Source organism: Burkholderia sp. Ax-1724 (assembly GCF_011752995.1).
Lineage (GTDB): Bacteria > Pseudomonadota > Gammaproteobacteria > Burkholderiales > Burkholderiaceae > Paraburkholderia.
In genome coordinates, this window is record NZ_VWWL01000011.1 from 59,168 (window position 1) to 83,578 (window position 24,411).

The window sequence follows — 24,411 nt, forward strand, 5'->3', positions numbered from 1 at the left end:
TGCTCGGACGCCATTCACGCATGAGCTATGCCAACCGTGCTCTCCCTTCCGGTCGATACCTCGAAACGCCTGCTCGCAAAGGGCTTCAGCGAATCGGCAACATGGCTCGGAAACCTGGCCGATGGAAGATGAAACGGGAAGTGGTGGATTGCAGCCAACATCGCATTCGAAATGGTTGGCTGCATCGCGACAGTCGATCACGCGCGCTTCCGTACGTCATGCCATACATCGCTCAGCGCGCAATGACCGTGATCTTCTTCGAGTACACCGGCGGGTTGTGGGGCATATGCATGTCATCGCCCATCAACAATTGCAGCGTATGTTTGCCGGGCGGCAATTGAATCATCGTTTCCGTTTCGCCTGCGCCGAAATGCAGATGCTGACGATCCGAGGGAATCTCCTGGTCCATCGGCGGCAGGTCGGTGTCGATCAGCAGATGATGGTGGCCGGTATTCGGGTATTTGACGCCTTTCGGCGCGACGCCCATGAAGCGCAGGCCAAACCAGACGCGAAAAGGCTTGTTGGCCGGCACGACCTGGCCGTCGTTCGGATAGCCGATATAGGCATAGGCGCCGGGCGGCGCCGGCGTGGTGCCGGCCCATGCCGCTTCCGGCACGGCCCACGCCGTCAATGCCGAGACTGCGAGCAGCGCCGCGGCCGCAATGATCTTGTCCATGAGGTCTCTCCGATGCCGCCGATCCGTTTCGAACGGAACGAACCGGGTGCGCTAGTCTTTCAGCACGGTGATGGTGATCTTCTTCGAATACACAGGCGGTACGTGCGGTACGTGATTGTGATCGCCGAGTATCAGTTGCAACGTGTGCTTGCCAGGCGGCAACTCGATACGCGCATCGGTTTCGCCGGCGCCGAAGTGCAGATGCTGCCGGTCCGAGGGAATCTCCTGATCGAGCGGCGGCAAGTCCGTGTCGATCAGAAGATGATGGTGGCCGGTATTCGGAATCGCGACGCCTTTCGGACACACGCCCATATTGCGCAAGCCCATGCGCACCCAGAGCTTGCCGCCATGAATCACCGCGCCGTCCGGCGGCCAGATGATGTACTCTTCCGCCCCCGGCGGCGACGGCGTCTGCTCGGCATAGGCGGCACCGCTTGGCCCGACGCTCGTGAATACCGCAACGGCCGCCACGCACAAGCTCATGCGCAATGCGCCGCCACGCGCGCGCGCCGCAAGCCTGCTGGAAAGATGGGGAATACGGGTTCTTCGCATCGCTCACTCTCCCGAAGAGGGGTCATGGCAGGCCCGGCTGCGTATGGCCTTCCGGGCGTTCCAGCGGCATGTCGCGAACCCGGATGTCCGGACTGCCGCCTACTTAAAACGACCATGCGGCGCGACTTTGTGAATCAGCTTAGGACGTAACTTGCGAAAAAGATACGCGATACTCGTTAACCGTATGACGCGCCGAGCGCTTCCGGACAGTGGTGACGTGCAAAGCGCGTGCTATCGTTATTGACAGGTTGCGGGTCAATGTCCGATAGCGGCATCGATGCTTCCCCGCCGTATTTCAGCGGATACCGCGAACCACGCGGTCCTCGAATGCCTGAATTCTGTCCGGTACAAACAGGATATGAAGATGTGGCGAAAATTCCTGCTGGTGTGCATGGCCGGGGCAATTCACGCGCAGTCGGGCGTCGCTATTGCCGCGACGGAACGTGAGAATATCGGCGCGAGTAGCGCGGTGAGTACTGTCGCGAGCGCGGTTGCGAGTACCTCGGCGGAGAGGAAAAAAAATGCGCCGATGTTCTCGCCACTTACTCCATCGCGCGGCAATGAGCACGCACGACGTATTGCGCTCGTAATCGGCAATGGCGAATACGGCAATCCTTTGGAACCGCTTCGCGACAACGCGCCGCGCGATGCCGAGGCGATGCGCGATGTACTACGCGCGCGCGGCTTCGACGTCATTTCCCGCACGAATGCGACCCCGTCGCAAATGCGGCAAGCCATCGACGAATTCGCAAAGCGCTTGCAAACAGGCGATATCGCACTGTTCTATTTCGCCGGGCACGCCCTGCAAATAGAACAGCAAACGCTGCTTGTACCGGCGCAGCCCGAAGCAGACGCGCTATTGCACGCGCCCGCGTCGCTACTCAGGAGCGGCGTCGATCTGAATACCGTCCTGCATGCGATGCAATCGTCGCGCGCCGGCCGGCTCAATCTCGCGATTCTCGATACCTGCCTGAACAATCCATTTACACCCGCAGCGGCAACCATGAGTACCTCGGCGCTGCCTGCCAACACGGTGATTGCATATGCCACCGCGCCGGGCAGTTTTGCGGCGGACGGTCCGCGTCACGGCGTCTATACCGCCGCATGGCTGCGCGCACTGCGAAATGCGCCGTCGCAATCGCTTGCCGACCTGCTGCCACGCGCCGCCGCCGAAGTTCGCGAGGCAACGCACGGCGCGCAACAACCGTGGACCACGGCCGCGCTTTCCGCCGTCGAGCCGGTAAGCGAAGACGCCGTGTCGCGACCGGGCGCATCGGATCGTGACGTCATCGCACTGCGCAGCCGCGGCCTTCTGCCCAAAGACAGCAACGAGCAATACGAAATCACGTTCTGGAATTCGATCAAGGACAGCAACTACCCCGCCGATTACGAGGCTTATCTGAAGGCCTATCCGGATGGCCGCTTCGCCACGCTCGCGCATGCGCGGATCGACCGGTTGCGCGCGGCGGCCGCCTCGAATGCGACGGTCGGTGCGGCGCCTGCGGCGTCCCCGGTTGCACCCGCGGCGAAAAGCAGCCAGGCTTCTCAAGCCGCCACGGTGGCACCCGCCACACGCACGACCACTACCGCACAAGCGAGTGCCGCAACCCCGGCGCCCGCCCACACAACACCGGCATCACCCGCACAACCCGCTCCTTCCGCGCCGCCGCCCGCCGCCGCTGCAACCGCCGCCCCGCTCGTGCAGAAAACCGTCGCCCATCCGCCGACTGCCGGCGAAATACGCGATTGCGCGACCTGTCCGATCATGATCGCGATACCCGCCGGCTCGTTCGCCATGGGCAGCAACACCGACGACCCGTCGGAAAAGCCCGTTCATCACGTGAGCATCGGTGCATCGTTCGCGATCGGCAAATACCCGGTGACGGTCGAGCAATGGAATGCCTGCGTGGCCGCGAATGCATGTCAGAAGCTCACACCCGAAAGCAATACCAACAAGGCCGCGCCCGCACGCGACCTCAGTTGGGACGACACGCAGCAGTACGTCAAATGGCTCGCCAAAACCACGGGCAAACCATACCGCCTGCCCACCGAAGCCGAATGGGAATACGCGGACCGCGCCGGCACCACGACCGCGTACTGGTGGGGCGAACAGATGCGCAAGGGCACTGCCAATTGCAAGGATTGCGGCGACCCGTGGCACAAGGAAGGACCGGAGAGCGTCGGCTCGTACATGCCGAATCCGCTCGGCCTGTACGACATGAATGGCGGCGTTTGGGAGTGGACCGCCGACTGCTGGCACAACTCGTATCAGGGCGCGCCCGCCGACGGCCACGCATGGGACAGCCCGGCCTGCGAAATGCGCGTCATTCGCGGCGGCTCGTGGCGCGAGGGCGGCAATTACATGCTCAGTGCAACGCGCTTCAAGTACAGCGCGGGCGTGCGTCAATCGCAGGATGGTTTTCGTGTCGTGAAGGATCTGCGCTAAGGCGCTTGAGCTTCGAGGCTACGCACAAGGCGCCGAAGCGCAGTTGCAATGCGCTTCGGCTCGCGCGCTTACGATTGCGCCGGCGATTGCCATTCTTTCCTCGCAGGCCCGACTCACGGCATTGCGCATTCGCACTGCAACCCCTATCGCGACTTCACGGCATACGCGGCTTCGTCGTAATCGGCGCGAAATCCGCGAAGATATGGTCTTGCCCGTATTTGCCGCCAATTTGTGCGAGTCGCGCATCGAGCGCACGCAGATAATCCGCGCGCGATTCGCTTTCCGGACGCAGCTTGTCGAAGAGTTGCACCGGCGTAATCAGCAGTACCACCATCTCCGAGCCGAATGGCTTCGAAATGATCCAGTCGTCCGCGCCGCCGATCGTCGCCGAGTAGTTCGGCGGCGCCTGATTGTCCTTCGCGCGTGGACTCGGCACCATGTGTACGACGCGGCCATCGAGCTGGTAATAGTCGACGCTCACGAACGAATCGAAGTTGGGCGTATTCACATCGACGACGAGCGCATCGCCATCGCTCAATAAACCGCTCGGCGGCCGCACGTGCAGCGCGGCGACGCGGCCCGCCTGCCAGTTACGCATCCAGTACGGCGCGAGCGTTTTGACGGTGTCGCATTTATCGTCGGCGAGCGGCTGGACGTCGAGCGTCAACGTATCGACGCCCGGCAACGCCGCCAACGTGTCCTTCAGATGCGCGGCGCCATCACGCTGCGAGACGAAACCTCGCACCGTCAGCGCGTGATCCTGCACCCCGGCCGATAGCGCCGAGCACGGCACCTGCGCGAGCACGGGTGCTATCGCGGCGAGTGTCAAGGCGGGCTTCGGCGCGGGCGGCGGTGAAGCAGGTGGCAACGGCGCAGACGAAGAAGACCCCGCGTTTGCCGATGCATTAGCTGCTTCATTCGTTACCGCGGAAGCGGGCGACGTCTGCGCCGTACTGTTCGACGACACGATTGCCGACGCTCCGCCCACGCGATCGACCTGGTCGGTTCGCGGCTCGCTCTCGCGGCTCGGCCCGGAACGCAGCGCGAAAATGCCGACTGCCGCCGCGCAAACCACGGCGAGCCCCGCGAGTCCCGCCTTCGCGAGCGTGCCCGACTTCTCGGCGCGCGCTTCATTGTCGAACTCGGCGATAAAGCGCACGACGCTCGGCATCCGCGTCGCGCGATCGAACGACAGTGCAGCGCGCAGCGCGCGCCATTGCCGCGAGTCGAGATTCGGTGGACGCTGCGGCTTGAAATCGGCATTGCGTGCCTGCGTCGCGGACAGCCGATCGAACGGATGATGGCCGGTCAACAGTTCGTACGTGATGCAGCCGAGCGCATAGATATCGTCGCGCGGATCGGGCTCCCCATGCTCGATCATCTCCGGGCTCGCATACGCGGGCGTCAACGCGCCGAGCGTGCCGGGGTCGAATACCGTCGCATCGCTTTCCTCTTCCGGCCGCTGGAATACACGCGCAATGCCGAAGTCGATCACTTTTACTTCGGCGTTCGTCGTCAGAAACACATTGGCGGGCTTGAAATCGCAATGGACGAAGCCGCGCTCGTGCGCATACGCGAGCGCCGCGCACATGCCGCGCACGATCGGCAGTGCCGCGCGCACCGGCATGCCCTGATAGCCGGGCGTGCGCAGCAACTGGCTGAGCGGTTTGCCGCTCAGGTACTCCATGGTCAGATAGACGATCGGCCCGTCGCGATCGAAGTCGTACACCGTGATGATGTTGCGATGCGCGAGCACCTGCGCCTTGCGCGCCTCGCGCTGCAACGCGACGAGCGAATTCGGATTGCCGCGGAACTGGACGTTGAGTACCTTGATCGCGAGATACGGCTTGCGATCCGATGCTTCGAGCTTGCGCAGATCGAGCGCCTTGTACACGGTGCCCATGCCGCCGACGCCCAGGCACTCCTCGAGCACGAAACGGTTGTTGAGCGTATCGCCGATGCCCTTGATCGTGTCGTGCGCGGAAGCATTGTCCGCCGTCCCCGAAACACCCGAAACGCCCGCAACACCGGCGCTGCCCGAACGCAGCGACGGAATCTCCACCGTCGTCTGGATGCCGGTTTCCTCGCCGCCTGCCGCGACGTTCGATAAGCGCAGCAACTCGATACGCCGCCGTACTTCCAGATACAACTCCTCGGGCAATGGCGTTTGCCGATGCGCGGCACCCAGCATCTCCAGCAGCTGCGTCGAACCGAGTTGCTCGGCCTTCAACGCGCTGTCGAGCCGGGCGACGAACTCGTCACGAGACAGCTCGCCGCTCTGGAAATCGTGAATCACACGCGCAAGGCTAGCCATTTGTGCGAAGCACCGCCGTTGCCGCTGGACCGTGTCGCATGCGACCGACGCCACGCGGGTCGATAGGAAACCTGTCGTAACCAGTTACATGTGCCGCTTCGATACTAGCTCCCGGTCCGCGCTTTCGCAAACCGGCAATGACCCTCGCGACGCCATGCACGCGCGTGACGCGAGTGTCGTATGCGAACCAACAGGATTGCACCGTCTGTCGGAGAGACACCACCGCTTGCCGCCCGATCAGCCGCGCGGACGCACGGCACGCCGGGACTGCTTCACGCCGGAACGCCCTGTTAATCGAGACTCCCGGCATTTCATCAGGATACTTGAGCAAATCTGGCACAGCCTGTGCATGAGTGATATCCGAGCAAACAGGTTGCTCAACACCACTCGCAACATTGCGATGACTTCTTTCTGGAGACTCACCATGAAAACGCTCATGATCAAGGATCTGTCCGTCACCGAACAACTCGACAGCCAGGCCATGCGTGCCGTGCGCGGCGGCTTCGGCCCGAGCCTGTACTACAACTTCAGCCCGATCGTCGCTCCGAACAACAGCAAGAACCTCACCGCCACGCAACTGATCAGCAACGAACTGAACCAGCAGAACGCCAACGGCAACAACGTTGCGTTCGCCGCCGGCATCACCTCGACGAACGATCCGTTCGTGACGTCGAACAACAACATCCACATGTAATGTGCGACGCGGCGAAGCACCCGCACACGCGGGCCGCTTCGCCGCACGCCATTCGTCTCCGCTTTTCGCGCACCCTTGGAGAAACATCATGTCATCCCTCATGATTCGCGATCTGCCCGGCACCCGCGAACTCGACCGCCTGGCCATGTCCGCGCTTGCCGGCGGCACCGGCAGCAGCGTGCCCGGCTTGCCGTTGGGCAGCCTCGCCGGCATTGCCAACGTCAACGTCACGGTGAACCAGAGCCTCTTCCAGCAGCAAAACGTGAACGTCGCGGCACTCAACAACATCGGCGTGATCGGCGCGGGCTTCGTGCCGCTGAAGCTCAACGTCGACCCCACGCTGTGGGGCGCCAACTACGCCGCCGTGTAAGCGCATGCAGCAGCGCGGGAACGGGGGTTCCGGCACTGCCGCAGTATTGACATGCCCCAGGCCGCACACGGATTTCCTATACTCGAAGTGCGTCGAGACCTCAGTACATCGAACGACAGGCCAAACATTCCGCCAACGCGGCGGCTGGACCCTCGACGGGCCGAGCCGCCCCATTGCTTTTCTGGAGCCGTCATGACCAAGCTCGTCATCAAGGACCTGACCGAAAACGTCGAACTCGACCGTGAGGCAATGGCCGCGATCGTCGGCGGGGCGCGCATCGGGGCGCGCTCGAATCTCGCCGCGCCGCTCGTGCCGGCCGCAACGCGTGTCGTCGACTATCCACCCGGCTTTCCCGCTACGCATCTGTCTATCGGCAATGCCGCCCTGAAGCCGAAGCGGTAACGCCGCCGGAACCGCCCACCGCTTTTCATCGCCACGGCACGCGCGCTTCGCGCGTGCCGTTTCCATGCCAATCCCACTTTCCGCCATGCGTCGTGTCGCTGTCCGCTTTTCGCGAAGCGGTGCGGCAAATCCACCATGCACGCGCAATACGTGGGCTTCGCACGAACACTTCGCCTCGCATGCGCCGGCCCGATCCGCGCGATTCGGCGAGGTGGGCGCGCGCATCCCTGTCTGGATGCGCATGGCGGCGAGTGACCGCTTTTCCACATCACACCTCGGCACGTTGGCATATGCCTTGCAAAAATCCAGACGGGCGCCGCATTGTGCTCGCCTCTCGATCTCAAGGAGTAATGCCATGAAAACCACTGTCATCATCAAGGACCTGCCGCATCGCGCAGGCGACGCATCCGCCGAAAAAGCCCTCACCGTCGAACAGATGAAAATCCTGCGCGGTGGCCGCTCGGTGGTCGTCACCGTGGACGGTACTTCGACGGGTCACGTCGACGATTGGGACATCAATACCGCCATCTTCGAAGGCCGTATCACCGGAACCTATCTATAGGACGCGCGAAGTGTCCGCAATTGGAAAGAGCGCACCCGCCTGATGTTCTTTTGTGTGAGACGGGCGCCGCTCCGGCCGCATAGCCGCTCGTGGGGCGACGGCCCTACCGGCGGTGTCGGCCGCGTACCGATCGTGGCGATCGTGCGGCCGATTGCCGATGTGCGCTAGCCAGCATAACCGTCGATCAACTGCTCGAACAGATCGGCGTCGCCCATCTGGCCGCCTTTGAGCATGATCTCCATGCCGTCGAGTTCGGCGCGATCGGAATGCAGACGGCACACGGTCACGCCCGCCGAAAGCGGCGCGAGATAGGACAGTCCCCACGCATCCAGCGCACGCACCGCAAAGCTCGACGTATCGCCGCCCGCGATGCCGATACGCTGCAATCGCACCGCGCCGAGTACCTGTTGCAATAGCGTCGCGCACGCATGCGCGAGTTGGGACGGTGACGTGGCTTCGTTTTCGTTGTCGGCATTCGCCGTATTTTCGCCACTCGCCGCCTGAGCGACTGGCGTCGCGTGCGATACCTTTCGTGTCGTAAACGCCAGCACGTTGCGCCCGTCGCGCAAGGGTCCGGCAATGGCCGCGACACGATCCGCCAGATAGGCCGCTGCCGTATCGCCCGTCATCTTGTGTGGGTCGAGCTCTACTCGCAAATAGGAATGCGCGGCGCCGATCTGCACTTCCGTCAAGGGCGAGAGGCTGCCGGCCAGCACGAATACGGGGCCGCGTGCGCGCGCCAATGCTGGGGTGGCCTCGTTCTCTACATCGGAATTGCCGCGCACTCCACACGCCGATGCATAAGCCTGCGCAACACTGCTCGCCCCGACCGCGAGCAATGGCGCCGACCTCGCCGCATAATGCACGATGACCTTGCCGATGGCGCGCAAATGCGTATCGTCGAGTACATCGAACAGCAACGCGTCGGGCCGTACCTCGGGCTTCGTATCGAGTTCGCGGCGTACCTCGGCCTGCAATGCCGCTTCGCCTGCCGCATAGCACCGCCAGTCGATCGACCGCACCCGCTCGATACCCTGACGCTGCAGATGCACACGCAGGTCCGCTTCGTTCATCGGCGTGACCGGGTGGCGGCTCATCGTCGGATGACGGTCGATCCGATAGATCGAGGGCTGTTCGTCATCCGCGCCCGCCGCGGCGAACAGTTGACCGAACACGCAATAGCGCCGCAGATTCGGCTGCCCGCCGACGATCGCAATGAGTTCATTCGCACAGTACTCGCGCAGCGTGCGAATCGCCACGCCGATGCTGCCGGTATGTGGCGCGCTATCGAAGGTCGAGCACACCTTGTAGTGAATCACGCGCGCACCGAGCGCGGCGAATGCGGCGCCGACACGCGCAAGCTCCTGCTGTTGCGCGGGCGGCGCCATCGTGCGCGCCGCGCCCGCGACGCCGATTGCGTCGAGTTGACCCAGCATCGACAGACGCGCCGCATCGGGCGGCGTGAAAAACAGCATCGCGCGCAAGCCCGCGCGTGCGAGATGCGCGAGCGTATCGGTCGCGCCGGTGAAGTCGTCGCCGTAGAACGCGTAGTCCGTGCCTGAATCGCGCGAACTGTTCATCTCTTCTGCGCCTGGCATCGCCCTCAACCCCGGCCGCCGAAGAACGTCAGCGCGCGCTGCAATTCCGGCATGTTCTGCGCGTAATTCGCGAGCGGCGTGCCGGCTTGCACCGCCGCCCACGCCTGGCGCACGCTCTGAACGCCCGCAGCCGGACCGTCCGGATGCGCGAGAATGCCGCCGCCGCACATAAAGAGCAGATCGATCGAATGCACGGCGTCGTATGTCGCTTGCGCGGTACCCGCCCATTGCCCCGACGAAAACGCGGGCAGCACGCTGTCGTCGCAGCCGGGCGCGAGCGGCAGCGCGCAGTCGCGCGCCGACTCGATCACCTCGGCGTCGCTCTGCGCGAATTTGCCGGCCAGCCCATGCACGTGCATATGATCGACACCGGCGAGACGCCAGAGCGTCTGATACGCCTGAAACGATATGCCGAGCGCCGGGTCGCGCGACATCATCCCGTAACCGTTGCGATGCGCATGCAGCACGAGCGGCGTTGCACGGCGCAACGTCTGGATCGCCGAGAAGCCGCACCAGTTGATGCTCGCCATCACGCAGCTACCGCCCTCGCGCTCGACGAGGTCCGCATGACGGCGCATGGCGTCGAGATCGTCGGTAATGTTGAAGGCGACCATCACGGGCCTGCCGCTGCGTTCGCGATAGGCGCGCACCTCGGCCATGACGGCGCGCACACGTTCGGCAAGCGGCGCATGCGCAGGGTTCGCACAAACTTCGTCATCCTTGATGAAATCGACGCCCGCCTCGCACAACTGGCGCACGAGTGCGGCCGTTTCGTCCGCGCTGAGGCCGACGTTCGGCTTGATGATCGTGCCGATCATCGGCCGGCCGCTGACTTGCGTCAGCGCACGCGTGCCGGCCACGCCATGACGCGGCAACTCGAAACGCGCACGATACGCGGCCGGCAAACGCAGCGACAGCAGCCGCATGCCAGTCACTTCGCCGAGGTCGTACAGATTGCCGGCGACGGTCGCGGCCAGCGTCGGCAGATTCGCCTCGATGTTGGCCAGCGGAAATGACAGCGTGATGCGCGCGCGACGCCACGGCCCCGGCGTGCGCTGCCGCGTGAGCCATGCGCTCAGCAGACTCGGTTGCGCGGCGGCTTCGAGCTCTTCGATATGCAGCACGTTGGCGCGGCTGCGCGCGCGCAGTGCATCGGATTCGTTCGCGACCCGCACGAAGGTGCCGCTCGATTGCTCGCCGGCCATCACGTCCGCGACGCGCGCGGGATCGAGCGGCGTTTCGATCAGATAGTCGGCTTCGAGCGTATCGCTATCGACTGGCCGCTGCGCCTGAATAACGTTCATAGCGTGCTCAGATCGGGAAACGGACGCACCGGCTCGCGGCCGTCCCAGTCGCGCGAGGCCGCGTAGATCATGTCGAACAGCTTGCCCTTCGGCCCCGCGACTTCCGATAGTTCAACCACCGTGCCCGGATGATTCTCGGTATCGAAGTAGACGAAGCGACCGTTGCGCCCCACCTCGCCGCTCATCGCAACCTTGAAGCCCTGCTCCTGCAAACGCGCGAGATCGGCGTCGAACGACGTGGTCCAGTACGCGTTGTGCTGCAAACCCGTATGGCCCGCGGCGAGAAAGTCGCGATACATCGAGGGCGCGTCGTTGCGCGTCTGGATCAATTCGACCTGCAACGGTCCCGAGTTCGCGAGCGCAACCGAGTTGTGCACTTCATAGCGCTGCCCGCGATACGTGTAGTTTTCGATCGGCACGCGTTCGTTGTAAAACCACGGGCCCACGCCGAGCACGCGGCTCCAGTAGTCCATCGCGGCCTCGATATCGCGCACCACGTAGCCTGCCTGCCGGATTTCGCCAAAGAAACGACTCATGAAACTCTCCCGTTGCTGCGGGTTTTGAAGGACGAGCGACACCCCGGCGCCGCGCAACGCAGCGCCCGAATGTCAGTGAAGTAAGAACTGTCTAGAGGAATCCGATCGATAACCACGGAATCGCCGCGACGAGCAGCAAACCGAAGATCAACGCGCTCATATAACCGATGATCGGCCGAATGCCCGCATCGGGATTGACCTTGCTGATCGCGCACGCCGAGTAGTAACCCACGCCGAACGGCGGCGAGAACAGGCCGACACCCATCGAGAGAATCACGACAATCGCGTAATGCACTTCATGCACCCCGGCGAGCCGTGCGATCGGAAACAGCAGCGGCCCGAACAATACGATCGCGGGAATCCCTTCGAGCACGCTGCCGAGCATCACGAACACGACGATCGAGATCGCGAGAAAACCGTACGAGCCGCCCGGCATCGAACCCATCAGTTGCGCGAGGTCCTGCGAGAAGCCCGATTGCGTGAGCGCCCAGGCCATCGCGGTCGCGCAGCCGATGATGAACAGAATCGCGCCCGACAGCGTGGCCGCGTCGACAAGCATGCGGCCGAGCCGACGCCACTCGAAGCGCCGGTAAATCAGCAGCCCGGCCAGCATCGAATAGACGATGCCGATCGTCGAGACCTCGGTGGCCGTTGCAATGCCTTCGACCACGGCCATGCGAATCACGAACGGCAAGGCAAGCGCGGGGAACGACACGACGAACATCCGCCCGATCTGCTTGCGCGTGTAACGCTGCGCACCGCTCAGGTCTTCCTTGCGATAACGCCACCACACGACGACGCACAGAATCAGCGCCAATACCGCGGCCGGCAACATGCCGGCCGTGAACAGCGCGGAAATCGACAGCCCCGTTACCGAGCCGATCGTAATCAGCACGATGCTCGGCGGAATCGTTTCGCTTTGCGCGCCGGTCGTTGCGAGCAAGGCCACGAGGTCGCCTTCGGAGGCACCGCGCTTTTTCATCTCCGGAAACAGCACCGGTGCGATGGCCGCCATGTCCGCGACTTTCGAACCCGAAATGCCCGACACCAGGTACATTGCGCCGATCAGCACGAACGACAGGCCGCCGCGCACGTGACCGACGAGGCTCGCGAGAAATTCGATCATCGCACGCGCCATGCCGGTCATTTCGATCAGCAGGCCGAGAAAGACGAACAGCGGCACGGCGAGCAGCACGAGATGCGACATGCCCTCGTCCATGCGGCCGACCATCACTTCGAGAGGCGTATAGGTCGAGAGGCCGAGATAACCGAATGTCGCGAGTGCGAATGAAAAGCCGATCGGCACGCCCGAGAAAATGCCGACCGCCACCACGCCGACGAAAAAGATCACGAGGTTGGCTTTGCCGAGCGTCTGAAACCAGTCTCCCGCGAACACCGCCACCGCGCCGAGCAAGGCGGCAATCGCCAGCACGATCAGCACGTCGAGCACGCGGCTCACCTGCGCGAGGCGGATCACGCCGACCAGCAGCATCAACACCGCGCCGATCGGCAAGGCCAGCGCGCGCCACGCATTGCTGATCTGCAAGGCGGGCGTGACGATTGCCGCTTCCCCCGACGCGTAATCGTAAGCCGGCGCAATCAATAGCGCGAGCAAGGCGATCGACGCGACGATCGCGAGCGTATCGACGAACGCGCGCGCTCGCGGCGACAAACGGCTGACGAGCGCCGTCATGCGCATATGTTCGCCGCGCCGCAACGCGAGCACGGCACCGAGCATCGCGAGCCACAGAAACAGAATGCCGGCCAGTTCATCGGACCACACGAGCGGCTCATGCAATACGTAACGCGACACGACACCCGCCAGCATCACGACGATTTCGATCGCGAGCAAGGTCGCCGCGCACACTTCGACGAGCGCGATCAAACCGCGATCGAAACTGCGCAGCCAGCGCCGCGGCAGGCTCGCCGCGTGCAACGGCGCAGCCGCTTCCGCCGGATTCAATGCGTGATTCGACATCGTGCTGTCTCCTTGCGGCCGCGCGCCGCGCGTCGTCCGATGCTCGCCGGAACCCGGCGCGCTCACGCGAGCTTACCGACCGATTGCTCGAGCAGATCCCACACGTCGTTGCCGAAGCGGCCTTTCCATTGGCTATAGAAACCGGCCTGACGCAGCGCGGCACGAAACGTGTCGGGCGACGGACGATTGATCGCGAGACCCTTGCTTTGCAGATCGGCGACGGCCGCATCGTTCAGCTTGCGGACGTCCTCGCGCTGCTTGATCGCCGCCTGGTTGAAGGCGTCGCTCGCAATCGTCTGCAGGTCTTTCGGCAAGCGCTGCCACGCGCGCTGGTTCAGCACGAACCAGTAGCCGTCCCATTGGTGATTGGTCAGCGAGCAGTACTTCTGTACTTCGTAGAGCTTGGCAACCAGCACGATCGGCAGAGGATTTTCCTGCGCGTCGACAATGCGCGTTTGCAACGACGAATACACTTCGCTGAATTGCAGACTGGTCGGCGCCGCACCGAGCCCCTTGAACAGATCGATGCTGAGCGGACTCACCGGCACGCGAATCTTCAGTCCGCGCATGTTCTGCGCGTTGACGATCGGCGCGGTGCTCGTCGTGGTCTGACGAAAGCCGTTGTCCCACATCTTCTCGAACGATTCGAGCCCGGCTTTCTGCATCGCCCCGCGCACATAGGCGCCGAGCTTGCCGTCCATCGCGCGCCATACCTGGTCGTAATCGGCGAACGCAAAGCCGACCGCATTGATCGCGACCGACGGCGCAAGCGTCGATACCACGAGCGCCGACGGCGTGAACATTTCGATGCCGCCGCTGCGCACCTGCGCGAGCATGTCGGTATCGCCGCCCAACTGGTTATTCGGGAAGATCCGGATCTCCATGCGCCCTTTGGACGCCTCGCGGACCTGATTCGCCGCTTCCTGAGCGCGCACGTTCAGCGGATGCGTGAGCGGCAGGTTATTGCCGTACTTGAACACGAACTCCGGGCCGGATGCCGCACGTACGATCGCCGGGAATCCCAGCGTACTGGCCACCGGCACGGCGGCTGCGGCACGCAGCAGGCTGCGTCTCGCGAGGTTGGTCATGAGCGTCTCCTATCCCATGCATGGGTTTGCTGCTTATAATTGATGTGACTGTCGAATCCATCAAAATTCATCATCACCCGCTGCAACGCGCTGATTTCCGGTCAAGCGCGTTGCGATGTCGTGCGATAGCTGCAAGACTAGGCGCTCGCGGCAACCGCTGTCAAACCGCGAGCTTGATGTTTTTTGATGGACCTCATCTGTTGAGGACTGCCATGTCAGAACCGGGTCATCTCACCGGAACCGCGCCGCTCAACGCGCGCGCACGCATTCCCGACATTGCGCGCGCAGCCGGCGTATCGACCGCCACGGTCGATCGCGTGCTCAACGGCCGCGAAGGCGTGCGCGCCGTCACCGCGCAGCGCGTGCTGCAAGCGGCCGCGCAGCTCGGCTATCTGCTTACGCCGGATGCGCCCACCGTCGCGACGGCAAGGCCGATGCGCATCGCGTTTCTGTTGCCCGCAGGCACCAATCGCTATCTGCACATGCTCGGCGACTACATCGAATTCGCCCATGAACAGTGGAGCGCATTGGACATGAAGTGCCGCGCGCACTACGTCGAGAGTTTCAATCCGAACGAACTCGCGGACCGTCTGCTGTATTACGGGCAACGTGCCGATGGTGTCGTGTTCATGGCGCTCGAACATCCGGTCGTGCGCGACGCGGTCAATACGCTCGCGGATCAGGGCGTACCGGCGATTACACTGATTTCGGATCTGTCGAATTCGCGGCGGCTCGCGTATGTCGGCATCGACAACCGTTCGGCGGGACGCACCGCGGCGTTGCTGTTAGGCCGTTTCATGGGCCCGCGGCCGAGCGGCAAGATTGCGATGCTGGCGGGCAGCCTCAACTATCGCGGGCATGAGGAACGCGAAATCGGCTTTCTGCATCTGATCGAATCGACCTTTCCGCAAGTGCGCGTCATAGGACTGCGCGAAGGTCACGACGATAGCGAGCGCAACTATAGGCAAACGCGCAAGCTGCTCGAAGAGCATCCCGATCTCGCGGGCATCTATAACAGCGGCGGCGGTTCGGATGGCGTCGCGCGCGCGATCGTCGAAGCGCGTTCGGAACAGAAGATCCTGTTCATTGGACATGGCTTGACGCCCGATACGCGCGCATTGCTGATCGAAGGCACGATGGATGCGCTGATTACGCAAACGCCGCAAGCCATGGTCGGCAACTGTCTGCGAATTTTCCGCAACGTGCACGAGAAACGCGATGCACTGAGCGACGTGAAGCCGGTGCAGTTCAGTATCGTGTTGCGCGAGAACCTGCCTTGATGGCGGGCGATTCGCGGTATGCAGGGGCAGAGGCCAAGGTGGGGGCAATGCAAATGCAAGCCTTGCGATAGTCGCTTGCGATGACATGCGTCCATGCCCGGCGGGCGCGCCTTCCGGCACGGGTAGCGCCGGAATTCGCCCGCGTGCCGCCTTCCTGTGAAGACGGCGAGACACCGGAGCGCGGCTTGTGACCGCAACAGACCGCTGAGCGCGAGACCCGCGGCCCGGACGGTTGTCCCGGGCATGAATGCATGGAGAAAATATACCGGGAGCCCCGCTGGATAGGCTTCTTAAAGACATCGCGTTGCGGTGCTGCTTCGGGACGATCTACATCTATAATGAATTTTTAAGGAATATTCTTCCATTCACGCCAATGACGACCCGAAACCGCCCGCTCGACCAGCTCGATCGCAAGATCATGCGCGCGTTGCAGAAGAACGCTCGCCTCAGCAACGCGGAACTCGCCGAGCTGGTCGGCATGTCGACCACGGCCTGCTGGAATCGCACGCGCCAGCTCGAAAGCGAAGGCTATATACGCGGCTATGTCGCGTTGCTCGATCAGCAGAAACTCGGTTTCGCCGACATCGTGCTGCTCGAAGTCACGCTCGACCGCCACGACGACGACGCGCTCGCGCGCTTCGGCGCCGAACTCGCGACACTCAGCGAAGTACTCGAAGCGTATCTCGTGTCCGGCGACTACGACTATCTCGTCAAGGTCGCCGTGGACGGCACCGCGGGCTACGAGCGCTTCCTGCGCGAAAAGCTCTACAAGATCGCAGGCATTCGCCATAGCCGCTCGATGTTCGCGCTGCGCTGCATGAAGAGCATTCCGTCGATTGCGATCTGAGCACACGCCGTACTTCAATGCGCGTAGATCGGACCAAGGCCGATGATGTCGGGCTGGTCCGGCGCCGCGCGATTCATCGGCGCATACGCCTGTGAACCCGCGGCCGAACTGCCCGAGTTGCTCTGCGCCACGCCGCCATATGCATTGGCCGCTGCGTTGTTGCCGGCATTGATGCGTGCCTCGGCCGCCTCGATGTTGCGCGGGTATTGCGCGTTGTCGCTCGCGGGGTTGTAGCCGGCCTTCTGCAACTGGACCAGTTCCGCGCGCACTTCGGCACGCGTGACTTCATGTTGCGATTGCGCGAACGAAGCGACAGGAACGGCAACGAGAGCGGCGACGATCAGCGATTGGACGAATTTCATGAGTTTGCTCCAGATATCTGAATACACGGGATTCAAGGGTTGAGCGGAACACCGGACCACCGAAGCCGATATGCCTTCATGTCCCGCCTGATTCACGCAACGTTGCGAATCAACCTTGCGTGAAGACATTTGAGCGCGCCAACGTATCTGGAATGTTTTCGTTTCTCCCCTTTATGCAAGCGTATTTGTCTACGTACGAGGCTGATACATTGCGATACAAAAAGCGGCTCTGCGTGTTCCCTGCTTTGTCCACGAATCTTGTTCGCACATCTCGCTCTCACATCTCGTTCGCGACTCGCGCCCATAAAAAAACCCAGAAGCCGGTGTTGAACTCCTGGGGTTCGGATCTGAAACCGCAATAGTCAGCCGGCACTCGCCGGCCCGCATTACGTCATACGCGTCACATCGACAATAGCCTGCGCAAATGCCTTGGGCGCTTCCTGCGGCAGGTTATGGCCGATATCACCACTCAGATTGCGGTGCTCGTATTTGCCGGTAAACTTCTTCGCGTACGCAGCCGGTTCCGGATGCGCCGCGCCGTTGGCATCGCCTTCGAGCGTGATGGTCGGCACGGCAATGGCCGATGCCGTCGCGAGACGCTTTTCGAGTTCGTCGTATTGCGGCTCGCCCTGCGCGAGACCGAGACGCCAGCGGTAGTTGTGAATCACCACAGCAACGTGGTCCGGGTTATTGAACGATGCGGCGGTACGCTCGAACGTCGCATCGTCGAAGTTCCATTTCGGAGAGGCCGTGTGCCAGATCAGCCTGTTGAAGTCGTGACGGTTCGCCTCATACCCGGCGCGGCCGCGCTCCGTGGCGAAATAGAACTGATACCACCAGGCCAGTTCGGCTTGCGGCGGCAACGGCGCGCGGTTCGCTTGCTGGCTGCCGATCAGATAACCGCTCACCGAGACCATCGCCTTGCAGCGTTGTGGCCACAGCGCCGCGATGATGTTCGCCGTGCGTGCGCCCCAATCGAAACCGCCGAGCACGGCCTTGTCGATCTTCAGCGCGTCCATCAGATTGACGATGTCGACGGCAACCACGGCCTGCTGACCGTTGCGCGGCGTGTCGGCGGAAAGGAAACGCGTCGGGCCATAGCCACGCAGATAAGGAACGATCACGCGATAACCCGCGGCCGCGAGCAGCGGCGTCACCTCGGCGAAGCTGTAGATGTCGTAAGGCCAGCCATGCAGCAGAATCACCACCGGCCCGTTTTGCGGACCCGCTTCCGCATAGCTGATATTGAGCGTGCCGGCATCGATCGAGCGAATCTTCTCGAACGAAGTAACGCGCGGCCCCGCTTTCGCGATGCCGGTCGCGTCGGTCGACTGCGCATGCGCGATTCCGCTCAGTCCCAGTTCGAGCAGGCTGATACCCGCCACGGCCGTTCCGAGAAAACGACGGCGCCGACTATTGATCTGATCCGACATGCTGATTCTCCTTGAATGACTCATCCGGCCCGTGCGCCCGTCTCTCGTGCAGCGGCAAAAATCGACGGCATGACGATGCCACCGCACGCAATCGCAACGCGAACGGAACGAACATGAATGGGTAAAAGCGGTAAGGGTGGTAAAGGCGGTAAAGCGCAACCGCGCGAATCTGAAACGCAGTGCTTTGCCGGCAGGACCGGTGAATTGCCGCTGTCGCAAGGCTTAGATACATAATGGCAGCCCCAACCACTGACAGCAAGAGCAACTAAGTTCACATATCGTTGCTCAATGAGCAACGCATTAACCGCGGTCGAGTGAGCCCATGCGAGAGATCAACCAGCAACGCCTTCGGTACTTCAACGAAGTCCTGACCCACGGTACGATTCGCGGCGCAGCCGAGAACCTCAATACATCGCCGTCGGTGATTACGCGGCAGATCAAGCTGCTCGAAGACGAACTCGGCACCGTGCTGTTCGAGCGTCAGCCGCGTGGCGTCAAGCCGACCGAAGCCGCCATGCATCTGCTCGAATTCTGGCGCGGCTACCGCTCGCAGCAGGAGAAGCTCGAAGATCAGCTGCATGCGCTAAAAGGTCTTCAGCGAGGGCATATCCGGCTCGCGGTCAGCGAAGGCTTCGTCGATACGCTCGTCGACAACGTGCTTGCGCCGTTCTGTGCGCAATATCCGGAACTGGAAATCGCCATGGACATGCTCGCGGTCGATGCAATCCAGGAAGAAATCGCGGAAAGCCGCGTACATATCGGGCTCGCCTACAATCCGCCGCCGCATCCGCGCATCGAGTCCCGCGCCAGTTGTTCGCAACCCGTCGTGCTGTTGTTGAGAAGCGATCATCCGCTCGCTAAAAGGAAACGCCCCGCCACGCTCGACGATCTGCGCGCCTACCCTCTTGCGCTGATGCCCTCGACATTCGGCATTGGTCATGTCGTCAAGATGACCGAATTGGCGGAGAACGTTTCGATCCGCTCGACGCTAACAACCAATTCGCTGAGCGGACTCAAGCGATTCGTGACTACAGAAAACTTCATGACGCTGATCGGCGAATTCGCCGCGTACCGCGAAATCGCGAGCGGCGAATTGACCACCGTGCCGGTTGTGCATCCGCTCTTCTCGGGCGCACAGGCGCGAGTACTGGTCAAAGCCGGCCGGCCGCTCGCCCCGGCTCCGCTCGAATTGCTGCGCTGGATTCAGGAGCGCATGCCGATGTTCTCGCCGCCTGAAACGAAGAAACGGGCGGCGAGACCATCGGCAAATACAGCGCGAAAGCGCAAAACTCGCTGATCGCACATTCGCACAGCGCGTAAAGGCGCATCCACGCTGCGTCCGCCCGCTGTTTTGTGTCGCAATGTATCTACCCGGTACGCAGACACAAAACATTGCACACGCCTCATTCCCGCGACATAAACCAGATACGCGCGGGCGTTCCAATACGGCCATACCCGCCCACCGGAACGCCCACCATGCACAGCACGCTCGAAACGCCGCTCGCCCTGCTCGCGGGCCTGCTCACGATCGCATCGCCCTGCGTCCTGCCGGTCATGCCGATTCTGCTCGGCACGTCGGTCGAACAGCCGAGCCGTACACGACCGCTCTTTATCGTCGCCGGCTTTATTCTGACTTTCGCGTCGTTCGCCTTGCTGCTAGGCGCGGTGTCCAGCACCATCCACGTCGCGCAGCAGGTGCTGCGCAACACGGGTATCGCCTTGCTCACACTGTCCGGCCTCATGCGCGTCTGGCCCCGGCCCTACGACTGGCTCGTCGCGCGAGTGCAGGGGCCGCTCGAACGCATCGGCGCGGCCATTGCACCGGGCAGTCAGCCCGGCAGCGGCAACGCCGGCGGCTTTGTGCTCGGCATGTCGCTCGGCGCGGTATGGACACCCTGCGCGGGCCCCGTGCTCGCGTCGATCCTCGTGCTCGTGGTCAAGGCACAGGACCTCGGCTGGTCGGCGCTGCTGCTCACGCTGTATGCGATCGGCGCCGCGATTCCGATGCTCGCGATCATCTACGGCGGACATTACGTGACCCGGCATGTACGCGCCGTATCGCGCCATGCGCATCGTCTGCAACAGGTATTCGGCGTACTGGTGATGCTGACGGCACTCGCCATCTATCTGCAATACGACGTGCTGCTGTACGCCCGGCTCGCCGCGCTTTTCCCCTCACTCAAAGGACTTTGACATGAACGCCCGACTCAGGACATTCGCTCTTGCCGCCGCTTTCAGTGCATTCGCCGCGACGGCCGCCACCAGTACTGCCGCCATCGCCGCGCCATTGGAAAACGGTCCGCCCGCGCCGGAGTTCACCGGCATCACGCAATGGCTCAATAGCGAACCGCTGAAACTGCAGCAATTGCGCGGCAAGGTGGTACTGGTCGATTTCTGGACCTATAGCTGCATCAATTGCGCGAACACACTGCCGTATGTGAAAAGCTGGAACCAGAAATACAAGGATCAGGGACTCACGGTCATTGGCGTGCATACGCCCGAGTATCCGTTCGAGCGCGACACCGGTAACGTGAAGACCGCGATCAAGCGGCTCGGCATCAGCTACCCGGTCGCGCAGGACAATCAGTATGCGACGTGGAATGCCTATAACAATCAGTACTGGCCCGCGTTCTATCTGATCGACAAGAAAGGGCAGATCGTCTATTCGCACTTCGGAGAAGGCGACTATGCGCAGACCGAGGCAAAGATTCAGGCGCTGCTTGCGCAGAAGAGTTGATGCGACATTGCCGGAGAAACGGTGTTCAACAAAGTGGGATTTGTCGCTCGCTGAATGAAAGAAGCTCACCGGTGCCTGAACAATCGAACACAGGTGGGCTTACCGTTCGACGATGATTGCGCGACTATTCGATGAACCAGCTAGAACAGATAATTAGCGAACAACCCGTACGTTATCTGACTTGTCTTCTCGGTGATCGGGCTGTCGCCCGCATCGCCGCGCAGCCATGCGAACGAAACGCTCGCGCCGACATTCCAGCGTGCCGCGATCCGATACGCGCCGTTTATCGAAAAGCGCAACTGGTTCAGACCGGAACCGGCCGAGAACTCCGGCAGTCCCGAGCGCGCGCTCTGCTCCGACGTCACGCCGAAATAGGTCTGGTTGTACTTGCTGCTCGCCCAGGTCAAACCGGGCCCCGCGGTGAGCGTCAGTTGCGGAATCGGCTGATAGCGGCCGAGCACGTCGAAGGTCGCGACCGTGCCGCGATCGTTGCCGGCGATATCGGTCAATACGCTCGCGCGCGCCGAAATGAACTGATAGGTATAGACGCCGAACAGTTCGGCATGCGCGGTACGCTTGACATCGCCGAGACCGCGCAGCCGCGCGTCGTCGGACTCGCTGCGCGGCTGGATGAAATCGTAAGTCAGGGCCGCGCCGATGCGCCAGTTACTGTCGCGATACAGATAGCCGCCGAGCGACAGCAGCGAAGCCGCATCCGGATTGGCGCCGATAAAGAAGCGGTCGTAATTCGCGCTGACCGTCGGCACCACTTCCCATTTCGTGCCGCTCGCGCCGGGGAATTTCGGCATGTTCACCACCCCGGCTCCAACGGAAAAATGCCACGGGCTTGCGCCGGCTCCGGATGCCTGGGTGATTTCCGGGGCGCCGACCGAATACAGACTTTCCGACAGGCCCAGCGTATCGTCCGCCATCGCGGCAACGGCGAACAGCGACAACGCGGAGCCGGCCAGCACCTTGGTCATGCGTGGCGTGGACACATCAATCATCTCGGTTTCTCCGTGGAAAATGAACAGGACGATGCAATGGCACCGGTCCTGACGTCGATTGCGTAATACCGATGCTGTGCTGCAACTTAATTCCGCGGAAATGTCTTTTGTCGTTATTGAAAAGCGAGGATGCGCATACCGGTTCGCGATAGCGCGGTCAATGCCACTGCGTGTTCTTCCGGAATCCTCACCGTGCCGGCGAGTGGTATGAGCATAGCCGCTTTTTTTCAGGCGTCGCAAGTCAATTTTTTTAAATCATCCAGTTCAATGAGTTAATCTCGCAATGTCGTCACATTAATTCACAATTCAATTCTCATTTCATTGCCTCTTTGCGAATGAATTCTGAACAGTGATCTCCATCGTCATTGACCGGTTCAACATTTGCCATCTGGCGCCGCAGGCGATACTCTTCTTCTCGATTGACGTTCTTCCCCGCGAGTTATCGTTATGCGGCGGCTTTCTATGCACGATGATTTACGTTATGGGTGAGCTATGCCTTCAGGAAAGTACATCGGCAATAAAGCAGTCAGTCCTTCTCTTTCATGTCTTTGTGACAAGTCACAAGCGCAATATGCGAACCGCCGCATCAGTGCCGATCTGTCGCGCCGCGGCTTCGTTACCGGTCTTGCGGCTTCGATGCTGGGCCTGGTGCTGCCCGGACTCAGCCACGCTCAAAGTGTCCTGCCGCCCAGTGCACCCGCCAGGCCGGTGCTATTCACGAACTTCCGCCTGTTCGATGGCAAATCGTCGACGTTGCGCGATAGCCTGTATATGGTCGTCGAAGGCAATGCCATCAGTCAGTTGGGGCAAGGCCAGCCCGCCTCGGCCGAGGGCAGGATCGTCGTCGATTGCGGGGGCAAGGTCATGATGCCCGGGTTGATCGACATGCACTGGCATTCGCTGCTCGCGTCGCTGCCGATCCAGGTCGTGCTGCAATCCGACATTGCGTTCGTGCATCTCGCGGCCAGTGCCGAAGCCGAGCGCACGCTATTGCGCGGCTTCACGACGATACGCGACGCGGGCGGCCCCTCGTTCGCGTTGAAGCAGGCGATCGACAGCGGCATGATTTCCGGGCCGCGCATCTATCCGTCCGGCGCGATGATCACGACGACCGGCGGCCACGGCGACTTCCGTCCGCTCAGCGATCTGCCGCGCAGCGGCGCGCGGGTCAGCCAGTCGGAACTCGACGGCGGCAGCGCGATTGCCGATACCGAAAACGAAGTCCGCGTGCGCGTGCGCGAGCAGTTCATTCAGGGCGCCACCCAGGTCAAGCTGGTCGGATGCGGTGGCGTATCGACCCCGCGCAGCCCGATCGACATGCTCACGTTCACGGAAAAGCAGTTGCGAGCGGCCGTCGATACGGCCGCGGACTGGGGCACGTATGTCCTCGTGCACGCGTACACGAACGAATCGATCCAGCGCTCCGTCGCGGCGGGTGTGCGCTGCATCGAGCACGGTCATCTGATGGACGACAAAACCGCCGCGCTGATGGCAAAAAACGGCACATGGCTCAGCACGCAACCGTTCGTCAGCCAGGACGATGTCGCGCCGCTCTCCGGGCCGGGCATCGAAAAATTCCAGGAAGTCTCCGCGGGCACGGACAACATGTACAAGCTCGCGCGCAAGCACGGCATCAAGGTCGCATTCGGCACCGACCTGATCTTCTCGCAGACGCTCGCCGCGCGGCAAGGCACGATGCTCACGCATATGAAGCGCTGGTACAGCGCGGCCGAAGCACTGGAAATGGCCACGAGTACCAACGCGGAACTGCTCGCGCTATCCGGCCATCGCAATCCGTATCCGCGAAAACTCGGCGTGCTCGAACAAGGTGCCTATGCCGATCTGCTGCTCGTAGACGGCAATCCACTCGAGAATCTCGACCTTATCGCGAACCCCGAGCAGAACCTGCGTATCGTGATGAAAGACGGCAAGTTCTACAAGAACACGCTCAAGGCATAACGAAGCATCAAACCGGGTACATGCCGTAAAACTCGCGGCACGTACCCGGTCTGAATCTGCGAAATCATTTCATGTGCCCGTGGAATACGGGCGCACAATCTTGAACTGACACTGCGAAGTTGGACAATTTGGTCGGTTAGGCCGTGAGGGCTGGGTTCTGTACATCACAGGACTCAGCCCTTTCAATTTCAGCTCGATGCGCTTGTGGTTGTAGTAGTGGGTACGGTTTGATGCCGGCCTTCAGTGCATCGATGTTCTCGAATCTG

At 62.2% G+C, this 24,411-nt stretch carries 23 protein-coding genes and 1 pseudogene; 12 read left to right on the forward strand and 12 right to left on the reverse strand.

Annotated features, from left to right (window positions below):
- Nucleotides 1-232: 232 nt before the first annotated feature.
- The gene (locus F3J19_RS14940) at nt 233-676 is read right to left on the reverse strand and encodes a DUF4399 domain-containing protein (RefSeq protein ID WP_167042601.1); all 444 of its coding nucleotides are present in this window, start codon (nt 674-676) and stop codon (nt 233-235) included.
- A gap of 51 nt (nt 677-727) precedes the next feature.
- Nucleotides 728-1,159 (reverse strand): DUF4399 domain-containing protein, encoded by a 432-nt coding sequence (locus F3J19_RS14945; protein ID WP_240158978.1) that lies wholly within the window; start codon nt 1,157-1,159, stop codon nt 728-730.
- A gap of 433 nt (nt 1,160-1,592) precedes the next feature.
- On the opposite strand from F3J19_RS14945, the gene F3J19_RS14950 reads away from it, so the two are divergent.
- Complete coding sequence (locus F3J19_RS14950; RefSeq protein ID WP_167042605.1) at nt 1,593-3,674, forward strand: SUMF1/EgtB/PvdO family nonheme iron enzyme; 2,082 nt, start codon at nt 1,593-1,595, stop codon at nt 3,672-3,674.
- 154 nt (nt 3,675-3,828) lie between these two features.
- Here the strand turns inward: F3J19_RS14950 and F3J19_RS14955 are convergent, their stop codons facing one another.
- Nucleotides 3,829-5,988 (reverse strand): serine/threonine-protein kinase, encoded by a 2,160-nt coding sequence (locus F3J19_RS14955; RefSeq protein ID WP_167042607.1) that lies wholly within the window; start codon nt 5,986-5,988, stop codon nt 3,829-3,831.
- 424 nt (nt 5,989-6,412) lie between these two features.
- Between F3J19_RS14955 and F3J19_RS14960 the strand changes: the two genes are divergently transcribed.
- From F3J19_RS14960 to F3J19_RS14980, 5 genes are all read left to right on the forward strand, one after another.
- Nucleotides 6,413-6,682, forward strand: a complete 270-nt coding sequence (locus tag F3J19_RS14960; protein ID WP_167042609.1) for a hypothetical protein — start codon at nt 6,413-6,415, stop codon at nt 6,680-6,682.
- Between the two features lie 88 nt (nt 6,683-6,770).
- Nucleotides 6,771-7,052 carry a hypothetical protein gene (locus F3J19_RS14965; protein WP_167042610.1) on the forward strand — a complete coding sequence of 94 codons (282 nt, stop codon included), beginning with the start codon at nt 6,771-6,773 and terminating at the stop codon, nt 7,050-7,052.
- A gap of 192 nt (nt 7,053-7,244) precedes the next feature.
- Nucleotides 7,245-7,454, forward strand: a complete 210-nt coding sequence (locus tag F3J19_RS14970; RefSeq protein ID WP_167042612.1) for a hypothetical protein — start codon at nt 7,245-7,247, stop codon at nt 7,452-7,454.
- A 355-nt stretch (nt 7,455-7,809) separates the two neighbouring features.
- Entirely contained in the window at nt 7,810-8,016 is a 207-nt protein-coding gene (locus tag F3J19_RS14975) for a hypothetical protein (protein ID WP_167042614.1), read from the forward strand.
- A 42-nt stretch (nt 8,017-8,058) separates the two neighbouring features.
- Nucleotides 8,059-8,184, forward strand: coding sequence for a DUF3309 family protein (locus tag F3J19_RS14980; protein ID WP_167042616.1), 126 nt, complete (start codon nt 8,059-8,061; stop codon nt 8,182-8,184).
- Here the strand turns inward: F3J19_RS14980 and F3J19_RS14985 are convergent.
- The 5 genes from F3J19_RS14985 to F3J19_RS15005 form a co-directional block, all read right to left on the reverse strand.
- Nucleotides 8,181-9,596 carry a four-carbon acid sugar kinase family protein gene (locus F3J19_RS14985; protein WP_240158960.1) on the reverse strand — a complete coding sequence of 472 codons (1,416 nt, stop codon included), beginning with the start codon at nt 9,594-9,596 and terminating at the stop codon, nt 8,181-8,183. The two genes, F3J19_RS14980 and F3J19_RS14985, sit on opposite strands and share 4 nt — an antisense overlap.
- Before the next feature lie 23 nt (nt 9,597-9,619).
- On the reverse strand, nt 9,620-10,918 hold the full coding sequence (locus F3J19_RS14990) for a ribulose-bisphosphate carboxylase large subunit family protein (protein WP_167042619.1): 1,299 nt from the start codon (nt 10,916-10,918) through the stop codon (nt 9,620-9,622).
- Nucleotides 10,915-11,454, reverse strand: a complete 540-nt coding sequence (locus tag F3J19_RS14995; protein WP_167042621.1) for a VOC family protein — start codon at nt 11,452-11,454, stop codon at nt 10,915-10,917. Before F3J19_RS14995 ends, F3J19_RS14990 begins: the two co-directional genes overlap by 4 nt.
- Nucleotides 11,455-11,545: 91 nt before the next feature.
- Nucleotides 11,546-13,432: a TRAP transporter large permease subunit gene (locus F3J19_RS15000; RefSeq protein WP_167042623.1), complete on the reverse strand. Its 1,887-nt coding sequence runs from the start codon at nt 13,430-13,432 to the stop codon at nt 11,546-11,548.
- 62 nt (nt 13,433-13,494) lie between these two features.
- On the reverse strand, nt 13,495-14,520 hold the full coding sequence (locus F3J19_RS15005) for a TRAP transporter substrate-binding protein (protein WP_167042625.1): 1,026 nt from the start codon (nt 14,518-14,520) through the stop codon (nt 13,495-13,497).
- A 212-nt stretch (nt 14,521-14,732) separates the two neighbouring features.
- Here F3J19_RS15005 and F3J19_RS15010 point away from each other — a divergent pair, with 212 nt between their 5' ends.
- Both F3J19_RS15010 and F3J19_RS15015 read left to right on the forward strand, forming a co-directional pair.
- The gene (locus tag F3J19_RS15010) at nt 14,733-15,800 is read left to right on the forward strand and encodes a LacI family DNA-binding transcriptional regulator (RefSeq protein WP_167042627.1); all 1,068 of its coding nucleotides are present in this window, start codon (nt 14,733-14,735) and stop codon (nt 15,798-15,800) included.
- 373 nt (nt 15,801-16,173) lie between these two features.
- Nucleotides 16,174-16,647, forward strand: coding sequence for an Lrp/AsnC family transcriptional regulator (locus F3J19_RS15015; protein WP_167042629.1), 474 nt, complete (start codon nt 16,174-16,176; stop codon nt 16,645-16,647).
- Nucleotides 16,648-16,661: 14 nt separating this feature from the next.
- Here the strand turns inward: F3J19_RS15015 and F3J19_RS15020 are convergent, their stop codons facing one another.
- A complete protein-coding gene (locus tag F3J19_RS15020; protein WP_167042631.1) occupies nt 16,662-17,009 on the reverse strand; it encodes a DUF4148 domain-containing protein in 348 nt (115 codons plus the stop codon).
- A 386-nt stretch (nt 17,010-17,395) separates the two neighbouring features.
- Nucleotides 17,396-18,442, reverse strand: coding sequence for an alpha/beta hydrolase (locus F3J19_RS15025; protein WP_167042633.1), 1,047 nt, complete (start codon nt 18,440-18,442; stop codon nt 17,396-17,398).
- Between the two features lie 322 nt (nt 18,443-18,764).
- Here F3J19_RS15025 and F3J19_RS15030 point away from each other — a divergent pair, with 322 nt between their 5' ends.
- The 3 genes from F3J19_RS15030 to F3J19_RS15040 all read left to right on the forward strand — a co-directional run bounded on the left by F3J19_RS15030 (nt 18,765) and on the right by F3J19_RS15040 (nt 21,179).
- Complete coding sequence (locus F3J19_RS15030) at nt 18,765-19,739, forward strand: LysR family transcriptional regulator (protein WP_167042635.1); 975 nt, start codon at nt 18,765-18,767, stop codon at nt 19,737-19,739.
- Between the two features lie 179 nt (nt 19,740-19,918).
- A complete protein-coding gene (locus tag F3J19_RS15035; protein WP_167042637.1) occupies nt 19,919-20,635 on the forward strand; it encodes a cytochrome c biogenesis CcdA family protein in 717 nt (238 codons plus the stop codon).
- Between the two features lies 1 nt (nt 20,636).
- Nucleotides 20,637-21,179: a thioredoxin family protein gene (locus tag F3J19_RS15040; protein WP_167042639.1), complete on the forward strand. Its 543-nt coding sequence runs from the start codon at nt 20,637-20,639 to the stop codon at nt 21,177-21,179.
- Between the two features lie 140 nt (nt 21,180-21,319).
- Here the strand turns inward: F3J19_RS15040 and F3J19_RS15045 are convergent, their stop codons facing one another.
- Nucleotides 21,320-22,186, reverse strand: a complete 867-nt coding sequence (locus F3J19_RS15045; RefSeq protein ID WP_167042641.1) for a MipA/OmpV family protein — start codon at nt 22,184-22,186, stop codon at nt 21,320-21,322.
- Nucleotides 22,187-22,678: 492 nt separating this feature from the next.
- Here F3J19_RS15045 and F3J19_RS15050 point away from each other — a divergent pair, with 492 nt between their 5' ends.
- On the forward strand, nt 22,679-24,145 hold the full coding sequence (locus F3J19_RS15050) for an amidohydrolase family protein (RefSeq protein ID WP_240158961.1): 1,467 nt from the start codon (nt 22,679-22,681) through the stop codon (nt 24,143-24,145).
- A gap of 147 nt (nt 24,146-24,292) precedes the next feature.
- On the opposite strand, the pseudogene F3J19_RS32650 reads toward F3J19_RS15050, so the two are convergent.
- Nucleotides 24,293-24,407: pseudogene (locus F3J19_RS32650) on the reverse strand (IS3 family transposase); the annotation flags it as partial.
- Between the last annotated feature and the right edge of the window lie 4 nt (nt 24,408-24,411).